This is a genomic window from Pseudomonas sp. P4_B3 (assembly GCF_056402295.1).
This window is the reverse complement of record NZ_JBFUHR010000025.1, coordinates 40,001-66,629: the sequence shown is the minus strand read 5'-3', so window position 1 is coordinate 66,629 and position 26,629 is coordinate 40,001. Positions and strand designations below refer to the sequence as shown.

Below are 26,629 nucleotides of genomic sequence, written 5' to 3'. Positions count from 1 at the left end.
TGCCAGCATCGAGAGCCCGCCATGACCATCGAATTTAAAGCCGGAGCCACAGGAAACGAACCCGTGTACATCTGTCACGGAGCTGAACATGACTTCAAGATTGCGGCCGGGGCGGATAGCCCATGGGTGAATCAGGGAGTGAGTTTCAATCAGGTTCAGGGGGAGTCCTCACCGATCACTACCGATCCTGAGTTGGGCCAGTATCAGAAGTTTCTGGCGGCGGGCACTGAGTGGAAGTTGAATTGCCCGGCGAATGGAACGGACATCGATTTCAATCTTCAGCTGCAAAGTGAATTTACCGCCGCGCCTTGTAAAGTTGCATTGAAATTGGGCGACTATCGGCGAGCCATTCTCAGTAAACGTGACCCGATCAGCGCTCCGGTGGTGGGGGACAAAGTGGCCGCGGAGGTTCAAATCGGTTCGTTTTATACAGGCAAGGAACTGGAGGGCGTTGAGGTCGAGTGGTACTACGACGGGGAGATTGTGCAGAAGGTGCCGACTACCGGTCTGGGGTGGAGCAAGTTCGAACATGCCGTCACCACTGCGGGGAAGCATACGATGACGGCAAAGGTTCATAGCCCTTATGACGACACAACGGCAGAGCAGAGTTTTACGATCAATGTGTATGTGGACAGTCCTTGGGAGCAGGCCACGTTGTCGATCAACGGCAACAAAGTGGAATGGGGGGCGGAGCTCGTTTTGCTCCGTGGGCAGGAGAACGATGTGACGGTGGAGGCTCCACCCGCGATCGCCAGGGCGATCAATCTGGGCCTGGCTGAGGGTGGCGGTTTGAACATCGTCGCATCGCCGAATTTTGACGAGTGGGTGGCTCCCGTCGATGACCGGTTCAATTGGAAGATTACGTCGGACGCTGGCAAGAGCGGTGTTATCACCCTGGCGTTTTACAGCAGGGAAGTGGAGGCGTCGTGGGAGCATCGAAGCCTGGTGATTTCGAGCAACCTGGCGGATGAAGTGGATCAGGTCCTGGTGGGCGGTGTTGCTTCCCCGGCCGCCGGTGCCGTGTTTTTCAGGAATGAGCCGCAGGCCGTCACCCTGACCTACAAGCCAGGCAGCCCCCTGCAAGACTACCCGCTGGCGCTGACAGGCACGCCGCTCACGGGCGTGCAACCTGGCAATCTGACGGTCACCGCGTCAGGCAAGAATACCTGGGCAGTCAACTCCCATACCAACAGCGGCACGTTCAAACTGGAGTTGAAAGGTGCGGACATGACCACTGGCATTACACTGCCCGTCTGTAAGGTAATGTCGACCAACCTGGCTGATGAGGCGGACGTCAAGATCGGTGGCGTGGCGGTTCCTCCCGGTGGCAACGTGTTTTTCAGGGGACAGGCTCAGGTCGTTACGCTGACGCCCAAAGCTGGCAGTCCGATCGCCGGGCATCCGGTTACGCTGACGTGCGAGGTCAAAAGCGGCCTTGTTGCGGCCAATGTGGTGAGTGCGCCTGCATTTGGCAGCGAGCAAACAACTCACAGCTGGCGCGTCACCGGCTCGACCAAAAGCGGAACCTTCCAGCTGAGTCTCGCGGGGAAGGACATGACTCACCCGATCAATGTGGCGGTGAGCAAGCTGCTGTCGCCCAATCTGGCCGACGAAGCCGAAGTCAAGATCAATGGCGTGGCGGTTCCTCCTGATGGCAATCAGTTTTTCTGGGGGCAAGCCCAAGCCGTTACGCTGACGCCCAAACCTGGCAGTCCGATCGTCGGGTATCCGGTAACGCTGACCTGCACGATCATAAGCGGCCTTGATCCGGACGATGTGGTGAGTGTGCCTGCATTTGCTAGCGCGCAAACCACTCCTCATCGTTGGGACGTCACTGGCTCGGCCAACAACGGAACGTTCCAGCTGCGTCTCGCGGGCAAGGACATGACCAACCCGATCACTGTGGCAGTGAGCAGGTTGTCGTCTGGCAACCTGTATGATGAGGTGACACCTGTATTGGACGGCACACCGTGGCCAGAAACACACTCTGCAACGTTCCATGTAGGTACAACTTATACAATCACTTTGAATTACAAGAACGGGAAAGTGTGGAGGGATGTTCCCTTGGCCCTTGATTTGGTTCCTGACTCGGACCTTGAAGATGATGACATTGTTTGCCAACCGCCTTTTCGCCAATTATCCGCGAAGCATGAATGGAAGCTCAAAGGCGTGAAGAATAAACATTCAACATTCAAGGTAAAGCTATTCAATGCTACAGAAACGGCGATGCTCCTAACGCAGACTAACACTATGGCTGCGCGATACGAACTTGATGTTTACTACAACGGAGAGGTAAAGTCTGGAGGTGTTATTGATATTAAACATGGCACCCGGTTGCCACTGACTTTCAAGTTAAAGCCGGATATTTCCACCAGTGCCCCCCTCAAATTAAGTGGGGGGGCAGGTTGGGATGCGAATATGAATTCTTCACCACCAATTGTCAGTTCTCAACCCATAACACCCGACGGTGTAACAATGATCGTATCCCTCAAAGAGAATGTTGGGGTTGGTATTTGGCTTAGACTGGAGGCAAGCGTTGATGATATGGACGTGACGGCAGTTTTTCGTGTAACTGAATGAGGAAAGGGGACACCCATTAGACGACCTCGATTCAAGGTTAAAAACCACCATTCCCTGCAGTTTTTTACTGCAGGGTTTTTTTCAATCCCAACCTGCTTGGTTGCCCCCAACAACTCACAACACCGCCCCAGCCATCTCACTCGGATCCGCCACCCGCTTCAGCGGAATCTGCGCCAGCGCCGTCTTCAAAATCGCCTCATTCTTCACTAGTGCCGAAGCGAACTTGGTATCCGTCAACCCCGGCAGCAAGGCATTGCACCGAATCCCGAACTGCGCACACTCCTTGGCAAACACCTTGGTCATGTTGATGACCGCCGCCTTGGTCACCGAGTAGATGCCCTGGAAGATGCCCGGCGAAACACCGTTGATCGAGGCGACGTTGATGATGCTGCCGCCACCGTTTTCGCGCATCAGCTTGCCGGCTTCGACCGACATGAAGAAGTAGCCGCGGATGTTCACGTCGACGGTTTTCTGGAAGGCGCTGAGGTCGGTGTCCAGCACGTTGCAGAACTGTGGGTTGGTCGCGGCGTTGTTGACTAGGATGTCGAGGTGGCCGAACTGTTCCTTGATGTCGGCGAAGACCTGGCTGATTGTTCCATTTCGCCGATGTGGCAGGCGCTGAATACGAGAGTGAGCCCACTGTTGAGTGGAGCACTGATTGCATTCTCTATATGACTTTTGATACGAGAGATTGGGTTTTTATTGCACCATGTTCTAATTTACCTGTCAGTTATGACAGTTTCCGGCACCTCGATTTTTCCTGATAGTTAACGGACTGTTTTCATGTCCATAACTGAAAAGGAATTGTCGTCATGACCGCCGAACTAAACGCTGCAACCGCTGCAGCAAGCCCTTGGGAACAAGCAACGTTGTCGATCAACGGCAACAAAGTGGAATGGGAGGCGGAGCTCGTTTTGCTCCGTGGGCAGGAGAACGAAGTGACGGTGGAGGCTCCACCCGCGATCGCCAGGGCGATCAATCTGGGGCTGGCTGAGGGGGGCGGTTTGACCATCGTCGCATCGCCGAATTTTGGCGATTGGGTGGCTCCCGTCGATGGCCAGTTCCATTGGAAGATTACGCCGGGCGCTGGCAAGAGCGGTCGTATCACCCTGGTGTTTTTCAGCAGGGAAGTGGAGGTGCCGTGGGAGCACCGAAGCCTGGTGATTTCGAGCAATTTGGCGGATGAGGCAGACCTCTTGATTGATGGAGGGGCTGTTCCGCCCACTGGTATCGATTTCTACCATGGGGAACCTCATATCGTTTCACTCCGCCCCAAAAACAACAGCCCTGTGGCGGGACTTCCTGTGGCGTTGAAACGATCAATAATCGAGGGCCTCAAACCTGAGGATTTAAAGTGTGAGCCGCCTTTCGATCAGGAACAGGCTGAGCACCGGTGGACTGTTACCAGTTTGGGAGGCGTTGGTAAGTTTCAGCTAAGTATGTTGGGTGGAGGCATGACCCAAGCTTTGCTCGCGCCGGTTTGCAAGGTACTGATGATAAACGACAGTCCGAATATCTATATTCTTTATAGAGGTAATGATTTTTTGGGGGATGTCCAGCGCATGGTTGTCACTCGAAACGTTACGTATCTCGTTAGGTTCGCGCGTGGTTCTTCGGTACCTTCTACTGACCAGTTTGCCAAACTGGAATGGGTCAGTCCGCCCACGGGTAATGTTGTAGAAATTGAGCCAGCCCTGGGGGGCGAAAGGCATCGGCCACCTGGAGGGAAGTGGGATTGGAACATGAAGTTCCTTCAGTCCGGCGAGTTTTCCATGCGGTTCTTTATTCGAGGGGGGGCATATTCCGCATCCTCAATACTGACCATTTTGGTGCAGTGACCACAAAATTAGTTAATTACTTCCTCTTGGAACCCTTACTTAAATATGCATGCGGATAGCATTGGTTGAGAATGAAAGTAAGAAAGGCAGCAATCGCTGCCTCTCTTTTCATTAAACTACCAAGTCAGGACAGGAAACCCCCATCCACATTCAACGAAACCCCAGTCGTATAACTCGACGCATCACTCGCCAAATAAAGTACTGCCCCGGCCATCTCACTCGGATCCGCCACGCGCTTCAATGGAATCTGCGCCAGTGCGGTATTCAAGATTGCCTGATTCTTCACCAGTGCCGAAGCGAACTTGGTATCCGTCAACCCCGGCAACAACGCATTGCACCGAATCCCGAACTGCGCGCATTCCTTGGCAAACACCTTGGTCATGTTGATCACCGCCGCCTTGGTCACCGAGTAGATGCCCTGGAAGATCCCCGGCGAAACACCGTTGATCGACGCCACGTTGATGATGCTGCCGCCACCGTTTTCGCGCATCAGCTTGCCGGCTTCGACCGACATGAAGAAGTAGCCGCGGATGTTCACGTCGACGGTTTTCTGGAAGGCGCTGAGGTCGGTGTCCAGCACGTTGCAGAACTGCGGGTTGGTCGCGGCGTTGTTGACCAGGATGTCGAGGCGGCCGAACTGTTCGCGGATCCCGGCGAAGACCTGGCTGATCTGTTCCATTTCGCCGATGTGGCAGGCGATGGCGGTGGCCTTGCCGCCGGCGGCGATGATCGCGTCGGCGACGTGTTGGCAGCCGTCGAGTTTGCGGCTGGAGACGATCACGTGGGCGCCTTGCTGGGCCAGCAGTTTGGCGATGGCTTCACCGATGCCACGGCTGGCGCCGGAGACGAAAGCGATCTTGCCGTCGAGGTCGAACAACTGGGTCTTGGACATGGGATTCCCTTATAAAAAGTCTTGTTATTGAGTCAAATGCCGGGGTGTGGCTAATGCTGTTCAGTAGGGGCGAATTTACTCCGAGGGCGCTGCGTTTTGGCCAGTAGATGCGCGTCATCGTTAACGACCTTCGCGAGCAAGCTCGCTCCTACAAGGGATCGCGTACGGTCAGAGGCTGGATTTGTTGATGACCTGCAAGCTCATTTGCTCCAGCAGCTTGTTCATGTGAATGAACTGCGCGAAGCGTTTGTCCTGGGTCTGGCCGTGGTAGAAGCGGTAGTAGATCTGCTGCACGATGCCGGCCAGACGGAACAGGCCGTAGGTGTAGTAGAAGTCGAAATTGTCGATGCGGATGCCCGAGCGTTCGGCGTAGTAATCGACGAACTCGCGGCGGGTCAACATGCCCGGCGCGTGGCTTGGCTGGCGGCGCATCATCTGCACCGGCGCCGGATCATCGGCTTCGATCCAGTAGGCGAGGGTGTTGCCCAGGTCCATCAGCGGATCGCCCAGGGTGGTCAGTTCCCAGTCGAGCACGCCGATGATCTGCATCGGGTTGTTCGGGTCGAGGATCACGTTGTCGAAGCGGTAGTCGTTGTGCACGATGCTGGAGACCGGATGGTCGGCCGGCATCTTGTCGTTGAGCCAGGCTTTCACCGTTTGCCATTGTGGCGCATCGGGGGTCAGGGCTTTTTCGTAGCGATCGCTCCAGCCTTTGATTTGCCGCGCCACGTAACCTTCGGGTTTGCCCAGATCGCCCAGGCCGTAGGCGTTGTAGTCGACTCGATGCAATTCCACGAATTTGTCGATGAAGCTCTTGCACAAGGCTTCGGTTTTCGCCGGATCCAGGCCCAGTTCCGGCGGCAGGTCCGAGCGCAGGATGATGCCGTTGACCCGTTCCATGACATAGAACTCGGCACCGATCACCGATTCGTCGGTGCAGTGCACATAGGCTTTCGGGCAGTACGGAAAGCCGTCGCGCAGTTGATTGAGGATGCGGAATTCACGGCCCATGTCGTGGGCCGACTTGGCCTTGTGGCCAAAGGGCGGGCGACGCAGGACGAATTCCTGTTCGGGGTATTCCAGCAAGTAGGTGAGGTTGGAAGCGCCGCCCGGAAACTGGCTGATCTGCGGCAAACCGCTGAGCCCCGGAATATGGGCCTTGAGGTATGGATCGATCAGGCTGGCATCGAGCTCTTCGCCGGTGCGGATACGGGTGGACTGGTCATTAAGCGCCATGCTTATCCCTTCTGCTTATTCTGGAGGCCTGAAACTATTGGCTAATCTAATGCGCGCACGGCGCACCCACAACCGCGAACGGCTCTTATAGGTGAGCGTGTTGCCGGCCAATCATTGTTTTTGATACAGATGTTTGAATCGCCGTCACTGGGCGACCTGGCTCATGGTGGGTGGCAAGTCGATCGGCGTCAGTACCGGTTGATTGGAGAAAAACGCCACGAGGTTCTTGCCCACCAGTTCGACGGTGCCTTGGGTGGCTTCCGGGGACAGCCCGGCGACATGGGGCGTGAGGATCACGTTGCTCAGGGTCTTGAGCACATCCGGCACCTTCGGTTCGGCGTCGAACACATCCAGCGCGGCACCGGCGATCCGGCGGTGCTCCAGGGCGCTGATCAGGTCAGCGGTGGCAATCACGCTGGCCCGGGCGATATTGACGATAAACCCCTTGGGGCCCAACGCGTCGAGCACCTGGCGATTGATCAGGTGCCTGGTGGCCGGGCCGCCGGGCGTGGCGACGATCAGGAAGTCCGAGGTGCGCGCCAGTTCGGTCGGGGTCGAGTAGAAGGTGTAGGGCACATCGCTGCGAAGCTGGCGATTGTGGTAACCAATGGTCATGTCGAAACCGGCGCTGGCGCGTTTGGCGATGGCCATGCCGACCGCGCCGAGGCCTAGGATGCCCAGGCGTTTGCCGGCGAGGGAAGGGCGCATGATCTTCGGCCACTCGCCGCGCCGTACGGCGGCATCACAGCGGGGTATGTCGCGCACCAGCGACAGCAGCAGCGCCATGGCATGGTCGGCGACGGACGAGGCGTTGACCCCGGCGCCATTGGTGACGGTGATGCCCCGGTCGGCAGCGGCTTGCAGGTCGACGTGTTCATAGCCGGCACCGATCACGCAGATGATCTTGAGGTTGGGCAGCGCGGCGATTTCATCGGCATACAGCCCCAATGGGCCACGGGTGAGGACGGCGTCGATCTGTCCGGCGTGCCGGTCGATGGCTTCGGCGCGCTCGGCGGGTGTCGGGGCCAGAATCAGATGGAAGCCCTGATGCTCGAGGATGGGCAGGTAATCATTGATGGTTTCAACCAGTACCAGAACGGTTACGGGCATGTTTGGCTCCCTGTGGGCATCGAAAATTCGGCTTGAACGTCGCTTTGTTTCGACGACATGAGGGTGGCACGGGCGGCTTCGAGAATCTCGTCCGAGAGCGGGTCGCCGCGGGTGGCCCGGGACAGCATCAGCGCACCGAACATCAGCGAGTACTGCACCAGCGCCTGCTGCCGTTTGCCGGCTTCGTCTTCTGTGTCCAGCAACGAGCCGAGGGAATCGAGCAGGTTGTTCAGGCCCTGCATGTAGGTTTGGCGCAAGCCGCTCTCGGCGGTCTCGTGGCACATGTCCCCGGCGAAGGCCACCACCGGGCAGCTGTCGCCCGGATGGTCCCGGCTTTCGCGAGACAGGTACAGTCCGACCACGGCGCGGCGGGCGGCGTCCTTGCTGTCATGCTCGGCCACCCGCGCTTGCCAGCGCTGCGCGGACTGCTCGAAGGCCCTGCCGCTGGCCTCTTGCGCCAGGGCTTCCCTGGAGTCGAAGTGCCCGTAGAAGCCGCCGTGGGTCAGGCCCGCGGCAGCCATCACATCGACCACACTGATCCCGTGCAAACCGCGTTCGCGAAACAGCCGTGTGGCGGCTTCGACTATGGTCTCGCGGTTGAGGTCGGCTTGTTTGCGGGAAACTCGGGGCATGGGGCATTCTCGGGGTTGCAGGTTGAGTATCAGAGGGCGTACTGGGCAATCCCGTTGCCGAACGACCAGTTCTCTTTTTTCACTTCCACCAGATTAATGAAAACGTCCTCCAGACGCACCGCGAGCTCTGCATGAAGGCTCTCGGCAATGGTTTTGTAGAGGAGTTTTTTCTGCTCGACGGTCCGGCCTTCGCTCATGGTGATCTGGATCACCACCAACTGGTCCGTGCGGTTGATGCCCAGATAACCGGGATCAAAGATGAAATGCTGCGTATCGTGTTCGGCGAGTATCTGGAAATTATCGTTCTCCGGCACGCCGATGGTGTTGTGCATGGCGGCATAGATCAGTTGGCCGATGCGCTTGGCGTAGTTGGGGTCCTGATGTTTTTTGATGTCGACGCGAACCAGTGGCATGGGAAGACTCCGGAGGATACAGGTCAATTAAAAATACATTACGCTAGACCTTTATCAAGTGCGGATTGCACTCAGACGATCAAGAGCAAGTGTCGAAATCACCGCATACCCTTGTAGGAGCCGGCTTGCCGGCGAAGGCGACCTCAAGCCGTGTGCCGAACTTTGGGACGCCTTCGCTGGCAAGCCAGCTCCTGCAAATCGGGTTTCGTACAGGTGAATTTATCGGCGATCTGGCACCACCGTTCCTCACCTAAGTCTTTGCTTCTGCTCACGAATCCTCCAGAATCGCGCCCCTGTTTCGGCCGGACGCCGCCTGTCGGGTATTCCGACGCGTCCAGGCCGGGTGGCAAGTGACCGGAATGTGGAGATCCCACCGGATGAATGATCAGGCCAATAGCGTTAACGAACGCTATGTAGACGCGACACCAGCAACACTGTCGAGCTGGAATCGCCAAGACACCACCTGGATGCTGGGCCTGTTTGGCACGGCGATTGGTGCGGGTACTCTGTTTTTGCCGATCAACGCAGGCCTGGGCGGTTTCTGGCCGCTGCTGATCCTGGCGTTGCTGGCGTTCCCGATGACGTTCTACGCACACCGCGGGCTGACCCGTTTCGTGCTGTCCGGTCGCGAAGGCGCCGACATCACTGAAGTGGTGGAAGAGCATTTCGGTATCAAGGCCGGTGCCCTGATCACCTTGCTTTATTTCTTCGCGATTTTCCCGATCCTGCTGATCTACAGCGTGGCCCTGACCAACACGGTCGGCAGCTTCATGGAACATCAACTGCACATCATGCCGCCACCGCGCGCCGTGCTGTCGCTGGTGCTGATCCTCGGCCTGCTGGCAGTGGTACGTTGCGGTGAGCAATTGATCGTCAAGGCCATGAGCCTGATGGTCTACCCGTTCATCGTTGCGCTGCTGTTCCTGGCGGTGTACCTGGTTCCCCACTGGAACGGCGGCATCCTCGCCACCGCCAGCAGCGTGCCGGCGCCGTCGGCATTGCTGCACACGATGTGGCTGGCGATTCCGGTGATGGTGTTCTCGTTCAACCACTCGCCGATCATCTCGGCGTTCGCCGTGGACCAGAAGCGTCGCTACGGCGAGCACGCCGAGGAGCGCAGCTCGCAGATCCTGTCCCGCGCCCACCTGCTGATGGTGGTGATGGTGCTGTTCTTCGTCTTCAGTTGCGTGCTGACCCTGTCGCCAGCGCAACTGGCTGAAGCCAAGGCGCAGAACCTGTCGATCCTGTCGTACCTGGCCAACCACTTCAGCAATCCGACCATCGCCTTTGCGGCGCCGTTGATTGCCTTCGTGGCCATTTCCAAGTCGTTCCTGGGCCACTACATCGGCGCCAGCGAAGGTCTCAAGGGCTTGATCGTCAAGAGCGGCAAGCGTCCATCCGCCAAGAGCCTGGACCGTATGACCGCCGCGTTCATGCTGGTGGTGTGCTGGATCGTCGCCACGCTGAACCCGAGCATCCTCGGCATGATCGAAACCCTGGGTGGCCCGGTGATTGCGGCGATCCTGTTCCTGATGCCGATGTACGCCATCCGCAAGGTGCCGGCGATGGCACGCTATCGCGGTCAGGCGTCCAACGTCTTCGTGACGGCGGTGGGCCTGGTGGCGATTACGGCGTTGATTTACTCGCTGACTGCCTGACGTTAAAGATCAAGAGATCGGGTTGACCGATACATCGCAGCGGTTCGCGGCCGGTGTAGGAGCTGCCGAAGGCTGCGATCTTTTGATTTTAAGCTACAGTGGCCGCTGCACGTGATATGTGCAGCGGTTTTTTTCGCCTGGAGACACTGGATTGTCGAGCGCCCCAAACGCTAATCCCACCGAGCAACCCAACCGCTGGCAGGACCTGTTGGCAGGGCTGTCGATTGCCGGCCTGTTGCTGCCCGAAGCGGTCGCCTATTCAAGCATCGCCGCACTGGCGCCCCAGGCCGGGGTGATCGCCTTGTTTGCCGGGTTGCTGTGTTATGGCCTGTTCGGCACCAGCCGATTTGCGATTGTCTCGGCCACTTCATCTTCCGCCGCCGTGCTGGCCGCCGCGACCGCCACCCTGGCCAATGGCGATCCCGGGCTTCGCTCGACCCTGGCCATCGGCCTGGTGCTGGTGACCGGGGTGTTTTTCTTGCTGGCCGGGCTGTTCAAGCTCGGCAGCGTGACGTCGTTCATCGCCAAACCGGTGCTGCGCGGTTTTGCCTTTGGCCTGGCGGCGACCATCATTCTCAAACAGGTCGCCAGCGTGGTCGGCGTGCATTTGACCGAGGCCAACCTGGTGGGTTTTCTGCCGCAATTGCTGGAACAACTGCCGCAATGGAACTGGGCGGCGGCTGGCGTCGGCGCCGTGGCATTGGCCTTGTTATGGCTGTTCGCGCGCTTGCGGCGCCTGCCAGGTGGTTTGTTGGTGGTGGTGATCGGCATTGCGGCGGGGCAGTGGCTGGACCTGCCGGCTTATGGCGTGAAGCTTATCGGCGTGATCGACCTGAGCCTGGAGGTGCCGAAATTGCCGGTACTGCCGTTTGCCGACTGGCTGCGTCTCGGTGAATTGGCGTTCGCCATGGTGATGATTCTGTATGCGGAGTCTTATGGCTCGATCAGTGCCTATGCGCTCAAGCACGGTGATCGCGTCACCTCGAACCGCGACCTGCTTGCGCTGGGGGCATCCAACCTGTTGTCCGGCCTGTTCCACGGCATGCCGGCGGGGGCAGGGTATTCGGCAACGTCGGCCAATGAGGCGGCGGGTGCTACTTCGCGCCTGGCCGGTGTAGTGGCGGCGCTGGTGGTGCTGATCATTGTCGTGACGGTTCTGCCTTACATCGCCCTGACCCCGGAACCGATCCTCGCCGCCATCGTCATCCATGCCCTGGGGCGCGGCTTGAGCCTGCAGCCGCTGGGACGGTATTTCATCTGGCGCCGTGACCGCTTGCTGGTGATCTGCGCCGTGGGTGCGGTGTTGGTGCTGGGGGTGCTGGACGGCTTGCTGGTAGCGGTGGCGATCAGTATGTTGCTGATGCTCAAGCAGATGTCGGCGGCGGATATCCAGATTCTGGGGCGCATCGATGGCGGTCACGACTTTGTCGACCTGCAACGCCACCCAACGGCGCAAGCAGTGTCTGGCGTGATGATTGTGCGGCCGGGGGAAGCGTTGTTCTTTGCCAACGTCGAGCGGATTCTTGGCGGCGCCTTGCGTCTGATCCGGCATTCGCAATCGCCGATTCATACGGTGATTCTCAGTCTTGAGGAATCGCCCGATCTGGATGGCACCAGCATCGAGGCGTTGCAGGAGTTTTTTGTGCGGGTGCGTCAGGAAGGCAAACAGCTGATTCTGGCGCGTCTGAAGGACGACGCACAAACGGCGTTGGCGGCGTTGCCGCAGGTGGAGGTTAGCGGGGTGCTGCTGAGTGGGTTTAGCGTGGATGGAGCGGTGCAGCAAGCCCTAAGGCTGAACAAATGACTGTGCTGGCCTCATCGCGGGCAAGCCCCCCAGTGATTTATGTCGTTCACAAAAACCTGTGGGAGCGGGCTTGCCCGCGAAGGCGGTATGTCGGTCACATCGATGTTGGATGTGCCGCCGTCTTCGTCGGAACGCCGCCCGGAGCAGGCTCGTTCCCACCAAAAGCAGGCTGGCCAATTGCGATACCGCGTACCGTCGGCGCCAGAACATGGCCGGTTTGATGCCGACCAACAGTTGATCGGGCCTGTGGGACAGGCGTACCGGGTTGAAATGATTGTGTGATTCGGGATGGTCGTCTGTCGGGCGTATGGCTATGCTCAGCGAGTTTGCCAATCGCCGATGATAACAACCACAGTGAAACCATGAGCCAATCAGACACGCGTGCGACTGTTCTAGCGCTGTATCCGGAAGACTCCCGCGAGGCAGCGGCGTTGCTCAAGCAGGCAGTGCCGCTGATGGTTCGTCACAACATTGCTCCCAACCCGGTGCACTACGCGCTCTGGTACACCTACAGCAAAGGCCAGGAGCCGGAACTCAATCGGCACCTGGACCGGGTGGTCAGCGACTTCGACTATTTCCCGCCGGAGTCGGCCGCCAAACTGTTTCGCGAGTACATCATCCGCGATGAACTGACGGACGCCCGTTCCGGGCAACAGGAAGCGATCAACCTGGTCGACGACATGGAGCGCGATGTTTCGCGTAGCGTGAAGGGCAATCAGAATTTCCAGGCCAACCTTGGCCAATACCTGAAAATGCTCGAAGAGCCCGCCAGCGAGCACTTGCCGAGCATCCTGGTCCAGCTGCAACAGAGCACCCGGCTGATGCAAGGGCAGCAGGAACACTTCCTCGCCCAGTTACAGTCGGCGCAGCATGAAATCAAAAGCCTGCGCGACAAACTGGAGCGCGCCCAACTGGCCGCGACCCTCGATGGCCTGACCGAATTGCTCAACCGCACCACCTTCAATCGCAAGCTCGAGCAGGCGATGAACAACGCGGCGACCGGCGTGGCCCTGGTGATGCTGGATATCGACCACTTCAAGCACTTCAACGACCAGTACGGCCATCCCTTGGGTGACCGCGTGCTTCAGCATGTCGCCCAGGTGTTGCGAGACTCGCTGCCGGCCGAGGCCATTGCCGCGCGTTACGGTGGTGAAGAATTCTGTGTCGTGCTCAAGGATTGCCCGGATCTGGCGGCCGCCGGTGCTTTTGCCGAGCGCCTGCGCCTGAAAATCCAGGCGCTGCGGGTCAAGGCCCGAGGTACTGACACGGTGCTGGACACCATCACCGCGTCGTTCGGCGTGGCTCATGCTCAACCCGGTGACACGCCGGAAACCCTGCTGACCCGTGCCGACGATGCGCTGTATCAGGCCAAGCGCAGCGGGCGTAATCAGGTACGTTAGCCGAGGATGAAGTAGACCTTGCGCACCGGGGTGAGGTTTTCCCAGGTGCCATTGAACCCGCTGGCTACGACGAAAGAATCACCGGGGCCGAACGTGCGCGCAACGCCCTCGGCATCGGTCAGACGCACCGTGCCTTGCAGAATGTGACACAGCTCATCGTAATCGCACTGACAGCGCTCCCGATGCGGTCCCGCCTCCCAGATGCCGGCCACGGCGTTTTTCCCGGGTGCCACAAAGTGCCGCCAACTTTTGCTGCGATAAGGCGCGTCGACCACGGCCGGGTCGTTGATTTCAGTTTCACGGGGGGCAAGGTCGCTGGCGAAGTCGAGGACATGCCGGGGCAGGGCTGTGGACATGGTGGTCTCCGGATCAGGAATCGAAGCCGATGCCAAAGGCATCGAAGGACTTGAGCAGCCAGTCGCGGTGACCGTCGCGGTCTTCGCGCGCTAGTGAGCGTTGGGCCAGTTTCACCCCGACGTAACGCAAGGGTTCGGGCGGAAAGCGGAATGGCGCCTTGGAGGTCATCAGCAGCTCGGTGCGTTCGGTGCGCTTGCCGGCCAGCAGGTCGAGCATGTTCAGTGCGGCAAAGCGGCTGGCGGACACCCCTTGCCCGGTGAAGCCCAAGGCATAGGCGACGCGGCCCTGGTGCTCGCAACCGGTGAACATCGTGGTGCGTGCGGAGGTGTCGATGATGCCGCCCCAGGCATGGCTGAAACGCACATCGCCCATGGCCGGGAAGGTCTGTTGGAATTGTTCGGCGAGGCGCTGGAAGCTTTGCGGGCGCTGGGTCAGTGCCTCGTCGCGGCGTCCGCCGAAATGGTAGATGGCATCAAAGCCGGCCCAGAGAATGCGGTTGTCAGCGGTCTTGCGCAGGTAGTGGAACCGGTTGCCGGCGTCGGCGATGCCGTAGCGGCCGGTCCAGCCGATGGCTTGCAGCTGCGCATCGCTCAAGGGTTCGCTGACCAGGCTGTAGTCGTAGACCGGGATTACGCTGGATGCCAGATGGCCGAGCAGTGGTGGGGCTATGTTGGTGGCGAGGGCGATTTGCCCGGCGCTGACTTCGCCGTCGGCAGTGCGCAGGCGCAGGCTGTCGTTGCGGGCATCCAGTTGCAGGACCGGGCTGTTTTCGAACAGTTGAGTCCCTTGTTCAAGGCAGACGCGGCGCAGTTCGGTGGCCATTTTCGCCGGGTTGAGCAGGGCGTAATTGGGCTCGAACAGGCCCGCCGCATACGCCGGGGAGTCGAGTTTCTGTGCCAGATCGCTACCTTCCAGCCACTGGCAGTCAATACCGAACTGCGCATAGTTGCGCTGCATCGAGCGCAACCCGTCGATCTGCCACGGTTGGCTGGCGACGTTGAGTTTGCCCTGGCGTTCGAACTCGACGTGCATGCCAAAGCGTTGCAGGTCGGCGGCCAGTTCATCAAGGTTCTGCCGGCCGAGGCGGATCAGTTGCTGTGCTTCATCCGGCCAGCGCTTGAGCGCGTTGGACACCCCATGGGAAATGCTCGGTGCGCAGAAACCGCCATTGCGCCCGCTGGCCTCGCCGCCGCAGCGTCGCGCCTCGATGATCGCGATGCTCAGCCCGGGGTTGCGCTGGCGCGCCAGTAACGCCGTCCACAATCCAGTAAATCCACCACCGACCACTGCCAGGTCGCATTGCACCGTGCCGGTGACGGAAGGTGCAGCGGGCGGTGGGGTGACAGTGTCCTGCCAAAAGGGATGGGGCAGGACATGGTCGAGGGAATCGAGACGCGGTGGGGCATTCATGCTGAAACTCCGGCGGTGTGTCGGGCAGCGACGATTGCGTTCGGTTGCCCGACGGGTTTTTGTTGTTTTGGCTAGAGATCAAGAATGGCGCGCGCGGCAATGTCGGTGCCGCGGGTCGCCTGCATGCGTTCGCTGAACGCTATGAGGCGTTGTTTCATCGGTTTATCCGCCAGCAGCTGTTCGAGGGCGGCGGGCAGGGCGGCCAGGGGATCGGCAAAGCGCGGCAGATAGCGGCCGACACCGACTTCCTCGGCGCGGGCGGCATTGTCGTGGCCGTCCCAGCAATACGGAATGATCAGCGACGGCAAGCCGAAATACAGCGCCTCGCAGAAGCTGTTGTTGCCGCCGTGGTGGATGAACACATCGCATTCCTTGAGCACCGCCGGCTGGGCAAACCAGCTGTCGAGGTACACGTTGTCCGGCACGGTGGTGTACATGTCGCGGTAGGCACCGACGTTGACCAGGAAACGGTACGGCAAGGTTTCGATAGTGTTGATCAGGCGCTTCATCATCCCGGTGTCGGCCGCGCCGAGGCTGCCGAAGCTGAGGTAGATCAGCGGCGCGTCGTTGTGCCGTGGAAAGTCCGGGACGATGTACGGCGCTTCCCGTCGTACGCAGCCGTCGAGGTAGACGTAGCGCTGCGGATCGAGCGGTTGCTGGCGTTCATAGCGCACTGGCGTCGGCGACAGCAGCAGGTTCAGCCATGGCGAGTCAGTGAGGAACTGCCCTGCAGGACACGGCGCCGTATTGTTGCTCAGGAGAAACTGCGAAAAGCGTTCATGGGCCGGTGCGACGGCTTTGAGGTAATGCTCGGAGTAACGCTCGCAGGCCTTCGTGTCACTGGCCAGGCATCCGGACAGGTACGGCGGGACGGCCACATCCGGCAGCTCGGTTTCAGCGCAGGACACCATCCGCACCCACGGGCAACCGGCGTTGGCAATGGCCGGGAACATCACCACGTTGTCGAGCACGATCACGTCGGGCTTGAGGCGGCCGAGCAACTGCTGCAAGGGTTTTTCCGCTTCGATGGCGGTGTCGATGATGGCTTCCCAGGCCGGCGCCACGTAGCTGTCGATCTGCGCCAGCGGGGTCTGGTCGAAGTAGGGAATGCTGCGCTCGATGAAGCGCTCCCAGTAGTGCTGGTGTTCCGCCGCCGACAACGGGCTCGCTTGCGGAATCGGGTATTCATCGAAACCGTATTCGGCGAACAACCCCTGGAAATGTTCATGGCAGATGAACACCGGCCTGGCGCCCAGTTCGCGCAGCGACTGGGCGATACCAATGCAGTTCAGGGCCGCGCCGAAACTGGCTTCCGGAAACAGGGCGATCAGTTTTTGTTTTTGCATGGCGAGGGACTGTCCATGGCGGGTCAGCCCCGCCGCTCCTGAAGGTGTTTTGGATGCTGTCTTATTTTCAAAAAAAAATCATCATGTTTTTACATGATGATTAGCGACGCCCGAACAGATGACTTTGCGGGATGCCACGGTTGGCGGTTTGCGGGCGTTGCGCGGCGCTCAGGCGCAGGTGCAGGCGCAGCAGGTCGGCGGCGATCTCCATCTGCCCGCGCTCGATCTGCGCGATGATCTGCAGGTGTTCGCGCAGCGCCTCCTGCAGGCGGTGCACGCTCACCGATGGCAGCAGGTTCGGCAGGCGCCGCAGACCCTGGTGCTGGAGCAGGGCGTCGCTGATGAAGCGGTTGCCGCAGCTTTGGGCCAGCAGTTCGTGGAAGCTGATGTCCAGTTCGCGAAACTGCTGGATATCGAAATCTTCCACCGGGCTTGAGAGCAGGCTTTGCGTGGCGCTACGCAACAGCGCCAGGCGTTGCGGGTCGGCATTGAAGCTCGGGCTGAGCAAGGCTTCGGGCTCGAGAATCAGGCGGAACTTCAGGCTTTCTTCCAGAGCGGCGAGGCTGTTCAGCGACGGACGAAACAGCCAGGACTGGCCGGGGCCGCGCTCGATGGCCTGGCTTTCGCTCAATTGCTGCAGGGCCTTTTGTGCCGCTGGCCGGCCGATGTCGTAGCGGCGCATCAGTTCGCTGATGCTGATGCTGTCGCCCAGGCGCCCGGCCATGCGGTCGCGCAGTACCGAGGCGGCCAGTTCTTCTTCCTCGGCTTGCGGCAGGGCGGCGTTGAAGGCCTGGCCCGACGGCAAGGCCAGCAATCGGTAGCCCTTGCCGGCTTCATGGCTGAGCAGGTTTTCTTCCAGCAGCACTTTCAGTGCGCCGCGAATCAGCGTGCGCGAGACCTGGAAGGTCCGGGCCAGGGCCTGTTCGGCCACCGGGTCGCCGGCCATCAGGCCGCTTTCCTGAGTGTGCTCCAGAATTCGCCGGGCGAGTTCCAGGTGATTGGTGCGGGGTTTTTTCTCGGCTGTTGTGCTCAAGCGTCTTGTCTCGGTTCGGTCGCTGGCGAATCAGGTGCTCATCTTATGCCATGCGCCGCTCAATGGTCAGGTTGTCCATACCCAATGCTGTGGTCATGCGCTTTCCTCCGTAGGAGCTGCCGCAGGCTGCGATCTTTTGACGTTGATTTTTGAAAGCAAGATCAAAAGATCGCAGCCTGCGGCAGCTCCTGCAGGGCTTTGGGTGAAGAATCGGAAAAAGGCGTTGACATCTTTTGATACTGGTCCTAATTTCTAAAAAAAAACACAAGTAATCGTTTCTCGTTTTGCCGTACTGCCTTCGAACACAACAATAAACAATCGTCGGGTGAGTATTTATGAGCAAGCTGAATGATCTTCTGTGCGTGGGGTTGGCCGTTTCCCTGGCGATCGCTTCACAGGCTGCAAGTGCGAAAGACATGGTGATTTCCATCTGGGACGGCTACATGGCTCCGGATGCGCTGGAGAAGTTCAAGGCTGCCAGCGGTGTGGACGTCGACAAGGCGCTGCACGCCACCAACGAAGAAATCATGGGCAAGCTGATGGCGTCCGGTGGTGAGGGGTATGACGTGGTGTTCGTCTCCTCGCCTTTCGCCGAAGTCCTGCACAAACAGGGGCTGCTGGCGGACATCGATCCGGTCAAGGTCCCCAACCTGAAAAACCTCTACCCCGAAGCCACTCACCTGGAATATGACCAGGGCAACCAGTTCTCCGTGCCTTACACATGGGGCACCACAGGCATCTGCTATCGCGCAGACAAGGTGACGCCGGCGCCGCAGAGCTGGAACGAGCTGCTCAATCCGAGCGATGCCCTCAAGGGCAAGGTGACGATGCTCGCCACCGACCGCTGGATGCTCGGTGCCGGTTTCCTCGCCAAGGGCTGGTCGGTCAACGACAGTGACCCCGCGCAAATCGCCGCTGTTCGCGATCAACTGATCGCCACCAAAAAACGCATTCTCTCCTTCGACGACACCACCTTCTATTCCAAGCTGGCCTCCGGCGAATCGCTGATGGCCCACGCCTGGGACGGCTGGTGCAACTACGGCACCCAGGCCAACGCGGCGATCAGGTTCGTGGTGCCCAAGGAAGGTTCCGACCTGTGGGTGGACACCATGGTGGTGCTCAAGAATTCCAGGCACCAGGACGAAGCCTTCAAGTTCATCAACTTCATGCTGGCCAAGGACAACCACGCCTGGGTCGCTGAAAACATCCTCTACAAAGTCCCCAACCAGGCGGCCATGGCCGGGTTGTCCGCTGACTTGCTCAAGCAATACCCCAACCTGACCATCGCCCCCGCCGAGCTGCTGAAAATGGAGCAATTGCGCGACCTGGGCGGCACCACGCAAAAGGCCTACACCCGCGCCGTCACCGAAATCATGGCGGCGCAGAACTAACGCCACGTCGACCCGAGGCATGCCCGGCACGCCTCGCCACGCTCGCAAGCCGCCTCTGCCCTGAGGCGGGAGGATATGGGTAATGAGTGCTTTGCATGCTGACAGGCGTCTGTCGGCCTGGCTTCTTGCGCCCGGCTTCGGCTGGCTGCTGATGTTCCTGGTGATTCCGTGCCTGCTGGTGCTGGTCTACAGCTTTGTCGAACGCGGCGCGTATGGCGGCATCGACTGGTTGTTCACCTGGGAAAACTACCAGCGCGCGTTCGATCCGCTGTACCTCGGCATCCTGCTCAAGTCGGCGAAGATCGCCGGGCTGGCCACGGTGTTTGCGGTGTTGATCGGCTACCCGGCGGCCTATGCGATTGCCCGCGCGCCACGGCGGCGTCAGGCGGTGTATCTGTTTCTGGTGATGCTGCCGTTCTGGAGCAATTACCTGATCCGTACTTACGCCTGGATCGTCCTGCTCAACCGCGAAGGCCTGATCAACCGCCTGCTGCAAGTGTTCGGTTACAGCGGCGAACCCATCAGCCTGCTGTACACCGAATCGTCCGTGGTGCTGGGGCTGGTCTACAACTACATCCCCTTTGTGATCCTGGCGATTTTCTCATCGCTGTCGCGGATCAACAACGAACTGTGGGACGCCTCGAAAGACCTCGGCGCCTCGGGCTGGATGACCTTTCGCCGGATCATCCTGCCGCTGAGCGTGCCGGGTATCGCGGCGGGCGCGGTGTTTGTCTTCGTGCTGAGCATCGGCAACTTCATCACTGCCGACCTGCTGGGCGGCAAGCAGGTGCAGATGGTCGGCAACCTGATCTATTCGCAATTCCTCACGGCGCGGGACTGGCCGTTTGGCGCGGCGCTGAGCTTCTTTCTGATCGCGATCATGTTGATCCTGTTGTTCATCCAGGCACTGGTGGCCCGTCGTGCAGAAGGGGCGCGTTCATGAGTCAGTCTCGTTCTGTCAGCGGCACCGTGCTGGGTTCGCACCTGGGTCTGGTGTACGCCTTCCTTTATATACCGATCCTGGTGTTGATCCTGCTGTCGTTCAACAAGTCCGGATTGCCCACCGCCTGGGGCGGCGTATCGCTGAAGTGGTACGCGGCACTGGCGCACAACACAGCAATTCTGTCGGCGGCGCTCAACACCCTGATCGTTGCGTTGTCGGCGACCTTCATTGCCTGCGTGCTTGGCACATTCCTGGCGCTGGGCATCGAGTTGCGCTGCAAGGACAACCACAAAGGCCAAGTGGTCGACACCTTGCTGATGGCGCCGATGATCATTCCCGACATCGTGCTGGCGATTGCGCTGTTGAGTTTTTTCAACCTGCTCAAGGTCGGCCTGGGGCTGCACTCGATCATCATCAGCCACGCGGTGTTCAACATCGCCTTCGTCTGCGCGGTGGTGCGCACGCGGCTCAAGCACTTCGACTATTCGATTCTCGAAGCCTCGATCGATCTCGGCGCGAGCTGGTTCACCACGTTCCGTCGAGTGCTGTTGCCGGTGATCTTTCCCGGCGTGCTGGCGGGCGGTTTGCTGTCGTTCACCCTGTCGGTGGACGAATTCATCATCGCCTTTTTCAACTCCGGTTCCGGCCAGGCGTCCACCACCTTGCCCATGCAGATCTACGCCATGATCCGCTTCGGCGTCACCCCGGAAATCAACGCTCTGGCGACGCTGGTGATGCTGGTCAGCATCACCGCGCTGCTGGCTTCGCAGCGTCTCAACAAGGCTCCTCGCACCCATGAATAATTCATCTGCAGTATTGATCCTGGATAAGGTCAGCAAGTCTTATGGCAACGGCCTGGCGGTCAACGAGGTGTCGCTGAGCATCCGCGAGAACGAGTTCTTCGCGCTGCTGGGGCCGTCCGGCTGCGGCAAGACTACGCTGCTGCGCATGCTCGCCGGTTTCGAGACCCCCAGCGGTGGCTGCATCTACCTGGACGGCAATGACATCTCGCCGCTGCCGGCCAACAAGCGTCCGCTGAACCTGATGTTCCAGTCCTACGCGCTGTTTCCCAACATGACCGTGCGCAAGAACATTGCCTACGGCCTGGAAATGGAGCGCCTGCCGGAAAGCGAAATCCGTCGTCGGGTCGATGAAGTGCTGGGCACCGCGCAGCTCGGCGAACTGGCCGAGCGCAAGCCCGATCAGCTTTCCGGCGGCCAGCGCCAGCGAGTGGCATTGGCCCGGGCACTGGTCAAGCGTCCTCGGGTGTTGCTGCTCGACGAGCCCTTGGGCGCCCTCGACAAGAAGCTGCGGGAAAAGATGCAGCTGGAACTCAAGCGCCTGCAACACGAGAGTGGCATCACGTTCATCATCGTCACCCACGACCAGGAAGAAGCGCTGGTGATGTCCGACCGCATGGCGGTGCTCGACGGCGGCAAGGTCTGCCAGTGCGGCAGCCCGGCCGAACTCTACGAAAACCCCAACAGCCGTTTTGTCGCCAACTTCATCGGCGTCAGTAACTTGCTCGAAGGCGTGCGCTCGGGCCAGCACTCGGTGCGGGTCAATGGCCAGGAGCTGAGCGTCGAAACCGACGCGCCGCTGGTGACCGGCCAATCCGTCGCCGTGGTGGTGCGCCCCGAACGCCTGCAAGTGCTGACGGAGCAGGGCGGCGATTGCGCCAATCAGGTCAGCGGCAAGATCGTCGAAGTCGCCTACCACGGCCTCGACACCAACCTGCACGTGCAGACCCCCCTCAGCGACAAACCGCTGATCGTGCGCGTGCCGTCTTCACAGTTCGAATTCGCCCATTTTGCAATCGACACGACCATCCGGCTGGGCTGGCAGGCCCGGCATGCCCGCGTATTGACGCGCTGAACAATAAAAAGACCAGGCAGGAGCAGCACTCGATGAAACAGAAAGTGATCGCATTCTTCCCCGAAGCCGCCTACGGCCCGGCGCTGAACTCAGTCGGTATCGCCCAGGCGTGTGAAGCCCTGGGTCATAAAGCGGTGTTCCTCACCGACCCGGGCATGAGCGGTGTGTACGCCGGTTATGGTTTTGAAGAGCACATGGTCAACATGTCGGCGCCGATGCCGGCCGAAGAGATGGCCCGCTACTGGGTGGACTTCATCAACGGCCACATACCGAATTTCCGCAAGTCTCCGCTGGGCCAGATCGACAACTACGTCAAGGAATGCTGGGCGGCCATCGTCGAAACCGCCAAGTGGGCGCAAAAGGACCTGCCGGCGGTGCTGGACAAGGTCAAGCCTGACCTGATCTGCGTCGACAACGTGATCCTGTTCCCGGCGATCAAGCAATACGGCAAGCCGTGGGTGCGGATCATTTCCTGCTCGGAAAACGAGATCGAAGACCCGGATATCCCGCCGCACCTGTCGGGCATGAGCATCGACGACAAGGCGGGCCATGCGCAATTCCGCCAGCGTTTCGAGGAAGTGGTCGGGCCGATTCACGAGGACTTCAACCAGTTTCTGCAGGCCCATGGCGAGCAGCCCTATCCGCTGGGCACCTTCTTTGAAGCCTCACCGTACATGAACCTGTTGTTGTACCCGGATGCGGTCAAGTTCGACCGCCGCCATCCGTTGCCGGCCGAGCGTTTCCATTACCTGCAAGGTTGCGTGCGCCACGACACGCCGTACGAGATTCCGCCGTTCCGCGCCCACAACGACAAGCCGCTGCTGTACGCCAGCTTCGGCAGCCTCGGTTCCGGCGATGTCGAGTTGCTCAAGCGCCTGATCGATGCGGTGGGCAAGCTGCCGTATCGGGCACTGTTCAACGTCGGCGAACACCTGGATGAGTACCCGGACCTGCCGGACAACGTGCAGATTTCCAACTGGTTCCCGCAGCCGTCGGTGATTGCCCAGGTCGATGCGGTGATCCACCACGGCGGCAACAACAGCTTCACCGAGTGCCTGTTCTTCGGCAAACCGGCGATCGTCATGTCCTACGTCTGGGACGGCCACGACAACGCCATGCGCGCCGAAGAAAGCGGCCACGGCTTCAAGCTCGACCGCTATGAGTGGAGCGAAGAGCAGCTCGCGGAAAAACTCCACGCGTGCCTCAACGACGGGGCGATGCGCCAACGCCTGCAGCGCACCAGCGCGCAAATGCAATCTCGCAAGGGGCCGCAAGACGCGGCCGCGATTCTCGACAAGGTGCTTAACCATGCCTGATTCATCCACCACGGCGGGTATCACGCCGTACCTCGAAGCCGTCAGCAGCCGCACCGACCTGGTGGACTGGGGCGTGCAGAGCGACGCCGTCGAAGGCGTCTCGCATTCCAGCGGCCGCTTGTTGTTCAAGGGCCCGAACAACAGCCCGGAAACCGGATTGTGGGTGTGTACTCCCGGACGCTGGCGGCTGTCGATTCCCCGGGACGAGTTGTGCCACTTCATCGCGGGTCACGCCACGTACCGCAACGACAACGGTGAAGTGATCGAAGTGCGCCCCAACACCCTGGTGCTGTTCCCGGCCGGCTGGACTGGCGAATGCCACGTCCGGGAAACCCTGCGCAACGTTTACATGCTCGCCTGAGCCAGCAATTGCTGGCGAATGCGGTGCGCCGGGCGACATCTGTGTCGACTGTTCGTGGGTCTTCGCCGGCAAGCCGGCTCCTACAGGTTGGATACTGACTATTTATTGGAGAAAAAGAATGACAACCCCGTTTCTGTACGACCCGCTGAGCATCACTGACGTCAAGGATTGGGGCGTGATCCCGACCATGCTTGAAGGTGAATCCCGTGTCTCCGGCGTGGTGCTGCACAAAGGCCCCGAAGGCCAGTCCGAATGCGGCATCTGGATCTGCACCCCGGGCAAGTGGTTTTGCCATGTGACCAGCGACGAGTTCTGCCACTTTCTCGAAGGTCGCTGCACTTACGTCCACGAGTCCGGCGAAGTGGTCGAGATCAAGCCGGACACCGCCGCTTTCTTCGGCAAGGACTGGAAGGGTGTGTGCACCGTCCACGAGACCATCAAAAAGGTCTACATGATCCGGTGATTGCCATGACAGATGCACTGGCGTCATTGCCAACCCGTGAGGACCAGCGCGCCGCCTTTCTGGCTCGCGCCGGTTACGCCGGGACCTTGCTGGTCGCCTTGCCGGCGGATGCTTCGCCCCGGCGTTATTTCCGTCTGGACGGTGCCGGCCTGTTGCTGATGGATTCGCCGCCCGACAGTGAGCCCATCGGCCCGTTCGTGCGGATCGCCCGGCAGTTGCAGGGGCTGGGCCTGTCCGCGCCGGCCTTGCTGCAAGTGGACGAGGCGACGGGGCTGGCGTTGATCGAGGATTTCGGTCACGACACCTACACCCGCCTGCTGCTGGCCGGGCATTCGGAGTCGGCGTTGTATCACTTGGCGGTCGATACGCTGGTGGCGTTGCATCGCGCAACGCCAGCCACGGAACTGGCGCCATACGACGAGCATCGACTGGCGGACGAGTACGCGCTGTTTATCGACTGGTATGTGCCGTTGTTGATTGGCAAAGAGGCGGCACAGGCCTTGCGCGATGAGTATCTGGCGCTGTTCGCCGAGGCCTGCCGCGACGTTGCACAGTGTCGCGAAGCCTTGGTGCTGCGCGACTTTCACGTCGACAACCTGATGCTGCTGCAAGGCCGTGAAGGTGTCGCGGCCTGTGGCTTGCTGGATTTTCAGGACGCCTTGGTCGGGGCGGCGGCCTATGACCTGATGTCACTGCTCGAAGACGCCCGGCGCGATGTGCCCGAGGCGTTGCGCGAGGCACTGATCACCCATTACCTGTTGCAGCGCCCGGAGCTGGATGCGCTGCGTTTTCTCGAAGACTACCGGCGTCTGGCCGCCCAGCGTCACGCCAAGGTGCTGGGAATTTTCGTGCGCCTGGCCGGCCGTGACGGCAAGCACGGTTACCTGGCGCACTTGCCGCGCACCCTGGGTTTGTTTGTCCGCGCCCTGGGCGCCGAGGCCTTTGCGCCGCTGCGCCAGTGGCTCGACCGGCAGGTGCCGGGCTGGCGTGAAGAACTGCCCGCCGAGACCCTGGCGACGTTGCGCGAAACCCCTTATCGATTGGTTCAAGGATCATCCCATGGCCACGTTCAACACTGACACTGCATTGCGTTTCATCAACCCCGAGTTCCTGCCGCTGACCGCAGGTCGTGTGCGCGAGGTGCTCGACCCGGCGACCCTGCAACCGGTCGGGCAAGTCGGCGTGTGTGGCGAAGCCGATGTGCAAGCCGCCACCGATGCCGCCACGGCCGCGCAGCGCCAATGGCGCCTGGTCGACGCGAAAAGCCGCGCCGCGCGCCTGCATCAACTGGCCAACGCCATCGAACAGAACGTGGCCTGCAACCGTGAAGTCGCGCGCCTGATGACCCTGGAAATGGGCAAGCCGTTTCCCGAAGCCATGGGCGAGTTGGCCAACTGCGCGCCGATCTTTCGCTACTACGCGGAAATGGCCCGGGACGATGCCGGCAAGGTCGCCGGCACCACGCAGATCGGTTCCTTCCAGCATGTGCGTTATGAACCCTATGGCGTCAGCGTGCACATCATGCCGTTCAACTTTCCGATCCTGCTGATGTGCTGGACGGTCGCCGCGTCTTTGGCGGCGGGCAATGCCTGCATCATCAAGCCGGCGGAAGCCACGACCCTGTGCACCCTCAAGTTCATGGAGCATTTCACCGCGTTGTTGCCGGGGTTGGTGTCTTGCTTGCCGGGCGATGCAGCGACCGCACAGTTGCTGGTGCAGTCGGCGCAGACCCACGCGGTGGCGTTCACCGGCAGTGTGACGGCAGGCAAAGCGGTCGCCGTGGCCTGCGCCGAACGGATGAAGCCTTGCGTGATCGAGGCCGGTGGCAGCGATCCGCTGATCATCTCCAGGCATGCGCCGCTGGAAGTGGCAGCGGCGGGGGCGGTGACGGCGGCGTTCCACTTGAGCGGGCAAATCTGCACCTCGGCGGAACGCTTCTACGTCGTCGATGAAATCCATGACGAGTTTGTCGCGCAGTTCGCCGAGCGTACCCGTGCCTTGCGTATTGGCCATGGCCTGGAACGCTCGGAGATCGGGCCGATGGTCAGCGAGGCGGCGCGCAATAAAGTCATGCGCCTGGTCGATGACGCCGTGGCCAAGGGCGCGAAAGTGGTCTGTGGCGGACGGATTCCGCCGCAGCACGCGGTGGGCTGGTTCTATGAGCCGACCATTCTCACCGGGGTGACCGGCGACATGGCGATTCTGCAGGAAGAGTGCTTTGGCCCGGTGGCGGCGATCTGCCGGGTCAGCGATTTCGACGAGGCGGTGCGGTTGGCCAACGACTCGCCGTTCGGCCTTGGCGCCTCGCTGTTTTCCACGGACCTGGCCGAAGCCATGGAGGCTGCCGAGCGTCTGGAAGCGGGGATGGTCTGGGTCAACAATCCGCTGATCGACAACGATGCGCTGCCGTTCGGTGGCTGGAAGATGTCGGGTCTGGGGCGTGAACTCGGGCGTCAGGGGCTGGAAGCGTTCCGCCGCTCGAAAATGGTCATCATCGACCACCAGCCGAAGATTCAGGACTGGTGGTATCCGTACGCCGACGACGTGTTCTATCGCGATCCGGCCTGAACC

The 26,629-nt window shown here is 60.4% G+C and carries 23 protein-coding genes and 1 pseudogene; 14 read left to right on the top strand and 10 right to left on the bottom strand.

What is annotated here, in order from left to right; genetic code table 11:
• Positions 1-21 precede the first annotated feature (21 nt).
• The gene (locus AC1DWG_RS25635) at positions 22-2,580 is read left to right on the top strand and encodes a hypothetical protein (protein ID WP_477788503.1); all 2,559 of its coding nucleotides are present in this window, start codon (positions 22-24) and stop codon (positions 2,578-2,580) included.
• Between the two features lie 117 nt (positions 2,581-2,697).
• Here the strand turns inward: AC1DWG_RS25635 and AC1DWG_RS25630 are convergent.
• A pseudogene (locus tag AC1DWG_RS25630) lies at positions 2,698-3,197 on the bottom strand (SDR family oxidoreductase); the annotation flags it as partial.
• 195 nt (positions 3,198-3,392) lie between these two features.
• Between AC1DWG_RS25630 and AC1DWG_RS25625 the strand changes: the two are divergent.
• The gene (locus AC1DWG_RS25625) at positions 3,393-4,418 is read left to right on the top strand and encodes a hypothetical protein (RefSeq protein ID WP_477788502.1); all 1,026 of its coding nucleotides are present in this window, start codon (positions 3,393-3,395) and stop codon (positions 4,416-4,418) included.
• 124 nt (positions 4,419-4,542) lie between these two features.
• On the opposite strand, the gene AC1DWG_RS25620 is transcribed toward AC1DWG_RS25625, so the two are convergent.
• The 5 genes from AC1DWG_RS25620 to AC1DWG_RS25600 all read right to left on the bottom strand — a co-directional run bounded on the left by AC1DWG_RS25620 (position 4,543) and on the right by AC1DWG_RS25600 (position 8,701).
• Positions 4,543-5,310 carry an SDR family oxidoreductase gene (locus tag AC1DWG_RS25620; RefSeq protein WP_477788501.1) on the bottom strand — a complete coding sequence of 256 codons (768 nt, stop codon included), beginning with the start codon at positions 5,308-5,310 and terminating at the stop codon, positions 4,543-4,545.
• A 168-nt stretch (positions 5,311-5,478) separates the two neighbouring features.
• Positions 5,479-6,546, bottom strand: coding sequence for a phosphotransferase family protein (locus AC1DWG_RS25615; RefSeq protein ID WP_477762309.1), 1,068 nt, complete (start codon positions 6,544-6,546; stop codon positions 5,479-5,481).
• A 144-nt stretch (positions 6,547-6,690) separates the two neighbouring features.
• Positions 6,691-7,656 carry a 2-hydroxyacid dehydrogenase gene (locus AC1DWG_RS25610; protein ID WP_477762308.1) on the bottom strand — a complete coding sequence of 322 codons (966 nt, stop codon included), beginning with the start codon at positions 7,654-7,656 and terminating at the stop codon, positions 6,691-6,693.
• Complete coding sequence (locus AC1DWG_RS25605) at positions 7,647-8,288, bottom strand: TetR/AcrR family transcriptional regulator (RefSeq protein WP_477788500.1); 642 nt, start codon at positions 8,286-8,288, stop codon at positions 7,647-7,649. Before AC1DWG_RS25605 ends, AC1DWG_RS25610 begins: the two co-directional genes overlap by 10 nt.
• Before the next feature lie 29 nt (positions 8,289-8,317).
• Positions 8,318-8,701, bottom strand: a complete 384-nt coding sequence (locus AC1DWG_RS25600; protein WP_477762306.1) for a tautomerase family protein — start codon at positions 8,699-8,701, stop codon at positions 8,318-8,320.
• A 377-nt stretch (positions 8,702-9,078) separates the two neighbouring features.
• Between AC1DWG_RS25600 and AC1DWG_RS25595 the strand changes: the two genes are divergently transcribed.
• From AC1DWG_RS25595 to AC1DWG_RS25585, 3 genes are all read left to right on the top strand, one after another.
• Complete coding sequence (locus AC1DWG_RS25595; protein WP_477762305.1) at positions 9,079-10,359, top strand: serine/threonine transporter; 1,281 nt, start codon at positions 9,079-9,081, stop codon at positions 10,357-10,359.
• Between the two features lie 151 nt (positions 10,360-10,510).
• Entirely contained in the window at positions 10,511-12,163 is a 1,653-nt protein-coding gene (locus tag AC1DWG_RS25590) for a SulP family inorganic anion transporter (protein ID WP_477762304.1), read from the top strand.
• A gap of 362 nt (positions 12,164-12,525) precedes the next feature.
• The gene (locus AC1DWG_RS25585; RefSeq protein WP_477753279.1) at positions 12,526-13,563 is read left to right on the top strand and encodes a GGDEF domain-containing protein; all 1,038 of its coding nucleotides are present in this window, start codon (positions 12,526-12,528) and stop codon (positions 13,561-13,563) included.
• Here AC1DWG_RS25585 and AC1DWG_RS25580 read toward each other — a convergent pair.
• From AC1DWG_RS25580 to AC1DWG_RS25565, 4 genes are all read right to left on the bottom strand, one after another.
• Positions 13,560-13,919, bottom strand: coding sequence for a cupin domain-containing protein (locus AC1DWG_RS25580; RefSeq protein ID WP_223550377.1), 360 nt, complete (start codon positions 13,917-13,919; stop codon positions 13,560-13,562). The two genes, AC1DWG_RS25585 and AC1DWG_RS25580, sit on opposite strands and share 4 nt — an antisense overlap.
• Positions 13,920-13,932: 13 nt before the next feature.
• On the bottom strand, positions 13,933-15,330 hold the full coding sequence (locus AC1DWG_RS25575) for an NAD(P)/FAD-dependent oxidoreductase (RefSeq protein WP_477788499.1): 1,398 nt from the start codon (positions 15,328-15,330) through the stop codon (positions 13,933-13,935).
• A 71-nt stretch (positions 15,331-15,401) separates the two neighbouring features.
• The gene (locus AC1DWG_RS25570) at positions 15,402-16,676 is read right to left on the bottom strand and encodes a nucleotide disphospho-sugar-binding domain-containing protein (protein ID WP_477788498.1); all 1,275 of its coding nucleotides are present in this window, start codon (positions 16,674-16,676) and stop codon (positions 15,402-15,404) included.
• A gap of 100 nt (positions 16,677-16,776) precedes the next feature.
• Positions 16,777-17,709 (bottom strand): GntR family transcriptional regulator, encoded by a 933-nt coding sequence (locus AC1DWG_RS25565; protein ID WP_477788497.1) that lies wholly within the window; start codon positions 17,707-17,709, stop codon positions 16,777-16,779.
• Positions 17,710-18,044: 335 nt separating this feature from the next.
• Between AC1DWG_RS25565 and AC1DWG_RS25560 the strand changes: the two genes are divergently transcribed.
• The 9 genes from AC1DWG_RS25560 (at position 18,045) to AC1DWG_RS25520 (ending at position 26,626) form a co-directional block, all read left to right on the top strand.
• The gene (locus AC1DWG_RS25560) at positions 18,045-19,100 is read left to right on the top strand and encodes a polyamine ABC transporter substrate-binding protein (RefSeq protein WP_477788496.1); all 1,056 of its coding nucleotides are present in this window, start codon (positions 18,045-18,047) and stop codon (positions 19,098-19,100) included.
• 82 nt (positions 19,101-19,182) lie between these two features.
• Positions 19,183-20,043, top strand: coding sequence for an ABC transporter permease (locus AC1DWG_RS25555; RefSeq protein WP_007987087.1), 861 nt, complete (start codon positions 19,183-19,185; stop codon positions 20,041-20,043).
• A complete protein-coding gene (locus AC1DWG_RS25550; protein ID WP_477788495.1) occupies positions 20,040-20,846 on the top strand; it encodes an ABC transporter permease in 807 nt (268 codons plus the stop codon). Before AC1DWG_RS25555 ends, AC1DWG_RS25550 begins: the two co-directional genes overlap by 4 nt.
• Positions 20,839-21,918 (top strand): ABC transporter ATP-binding protein, encoded by a 1,080-nt coding sequence (locus AC1DWG_RS25545; protein ID WP_477762297.1) that lies wholly within the window; start codon positions 20,839-20,841, stop codon positions 21,916-21,918. Before AC1DWG_RS25550 ends, AC1DWG_RS25545 begins: the two co-directional genes overlap by 8 nt.
• Before the next feature lie 32 nt (positions 21,919-21,950).
• Positions 21,951-23,234, top strand: coding sequence for a nucleotide disphospho-sugar-binding domain-containing protein (locus AC1DWG_RS25540; protein ID WP_477788494.1), 1,284 nt, complete (start codon positions 21,951-21,953; stop codon positions 23,232-23,234).
• Entirely contained in the window at positions 23,227-23,595 is a 369-nt protein-coding gene (locus AC1DWG_RS25535) for a cupin domain-containing protein (protein ID WP_008049636.1), read from the top strand. The genes AC1DWG_RS25540 and AC1DWG_RS25535 overlap by 8 nt, the downstream gene beginning before the upstream one ends.
• A gap of 118 nt (positions 23,596-23,713) precedes the next feature.
• The gene (locus tag AC1DWG_RS25530; protein ID WP_477762294.1) at positions 23,714-24,058 is read left to right on the top strand and encodes a cupin domain-containing protein; all 345 of its coding nucleotides are present in this window, start codon (positions 23,714-23,716) and stop codon (positions 24,056-24,058) included.
• 5 nt (positions 24,059-24,063) lie between these two features.
• Positions 24,064-25,137: an aminoglycoside phosphotransferase family protein gene (locus tag AC1DWG_RS25525; RefSeq protein WP_477788493.1), complete on the top strand. Its 1,074-nt coding sequence runs from the start codon at positions 24,064-24,066 to the stop codon at positions 25,135-25,137.
• Positions 25,118-26,626: an aldehyde dehydrogenase family protein gene (locus AC1DWG_RS25520; protein WP_477762292.1), complete on the top strand. Its 1,509-nt coding sequence runs from the start codon at positions 25,118-25,120 to the stop codon at positions 26,624-26,626. Before AC1DWG_RS25525 ends, AC1DWG_RS25520 begins: the two co-directional genes overlap by 20 nt.
• Positions 26,627-26,629: the final 3 nt, after the last annotated feature.

What these genes read in the sequence shown, in the direction of transcription:
- AC1DWG_RS25555 (WP_007987087.1), top strand. Translation starts at nt 19,183, where the DNA reads ATGAGTGCTTTGCATGCTGACAGGCGTCTGTCGGCCTGGCTTCTTGCG.
- AC1DWG_RS25520 (WP_477762292.1), top strand. Translation starts at nt 25,118, where the DNA reads ATGGCCACGTTCAACACTGACACTGCATTGCGTTTCATCAACCCCGAG.
- AC1DWG_RS25635 (WP_477788503.1), top strand. Translation starts at nt 22, where the DNA reads ATGACCATCGAATTTAAAGCCGGAGCCACAGGAAACGAACCCGTGTAC.
- AC1DWG_RS25575 (WP_477788499.1), bottom strand. Translation starts at nt 15,330, where the DNA reads ATGAATGCCCCACCGCGTCTCGATTCCCTCGACCATGTCCTGCCCCAT.
- AC1DWG_RS25605 (WP_477788500.1), bottom strand. Translation starts at nt 8,288, where the DNA reads ATGCCCCGAGTTTCCCGCAAACAAGCCGACCTCAACCGCGAGACCATA.
- AC1DWG_RS25580 (WP_223550377.1), bottom strand. Translation starts at nt 13,919, where the DNA reads ATGTCCACAGCCCTGCCCCGGCATGTCCTCGACTTCGCCAGCGACCTT.
- AC1DWG_RS25545 (WP_477762297.1), top strand. Translation starts at nt 20,839, where the DNA reads ATGAATAATTCATCTGCAGTATTGATCCTGGATAAGGTCAGCAAGTCT.
- AC1DWG_RS25570 (WP_477788498.1), bottom strand. Translation starts at nt 16,676, where the DNA reads ATGCAAAAACAAAAACTGATCGCCCTGTTTCCGGAAGCCAGTTTCGGC.
- AC1DWG_RS25535 (WP_008049636.1), top strand. Translation starts at nt 23,227, where the DNA reads ATGCCTGATTCATCCACCACGGCGGGTATCACGCCGTACCTCGAAGCC.
- AC1DWG_RS25595 (WP_477762305.1), top strand. Translation starts at nt 9,079, where the DNA reads ATGAATGATCAGGCCAATAGCGTTAACGAACGCTATGTAGACGCGACA.
- AC1DWG_RS25600 (WP_477762306.1), bottom strand. Translation starts at nt 8,701, where the DNA reads ATGCCACTGGTTCGCGTCGACATCAAAAAACATCAGGACCCCAACTAC.
- AC1DWG_RS25610 (WP_477762308.1), bottom strand. Translation starts at nt 7,656, where the DNA reads ATGCCCGTAACCGTTCTGGTACTGGTTGAAACCATCAATGATTACCTG.
- AC1DWG_RS25625 (WP_477788502.1), top strand. Translation starts at nt 3,393, where the DNA reads ATGACCGCCGAACTAAACGCTGCAACCGCTGCAGCAAGCCCTTGGGAA.
- AC1DWG_RS25620 (WP_477788501.1), bottom strand. Translation starts at nt 5,310, where the DNA reads ATGTCCAAGACCCAGTTGTTCGACCTCGACGGCAAGATCGCTTTCGTC.
- AC1DWG_RS25550 (WP_477788495.1), top strand. Translation starts at nt 20,040, where the DNA reads ATGAGTCAGTCTCGTTCTGTCAGCGGCACCGTGCTGGGTTCGCACCTG.
- AC1DWG_RS25540 (WP_477788494.1), top strand. Translation starts at nt 21,951, where the DNA reads ATGAAACAGAAAGTGATCGCATTCTTCCCCGAAGCCGCCTACGGCCCG.
- AC1DWG_RS25530 (WP_477762294.1), top strand. Translation starts at nt 23,714, where the DNA reads ATGACAACCCCGTTTCTGTACGACCCGCTGAGCATCACTGACGTCAAG.
- AC1DWG_RS25560 (WP_477788496.1), top strand. Translation starts at nt 18,045, where the DNA reads ATGAGCAAGCTGAATGATCTTCTGTGCGTGGGGTTGGCCGTTTCCCTG.
- AC1DWG_RS25615 (WP_477762309.1), bottom strand. Translation starts at nt 6,546, where the DNA reads ATGGCGCTTAATGACCAGTCCACCCGTATCCGCACCGGCGAAGAGCTC.
- AC1DWG_RS25525 (WP_477788493.1), top strand. Translation starts at nt 24,064, where the DNA reads ATGACAGATGCACTGGCGTCATTGCCAACCCGTGAGGACCAGCGCGCC.
- AC1DWG_RS25585 (WP_477753279.1), top strand. Translation starts at nt 12,526, where the DNA reads ATGAGCCAATCAGACACGCGTGCGACTGTTCTAGCGCTGTATCCGGAA.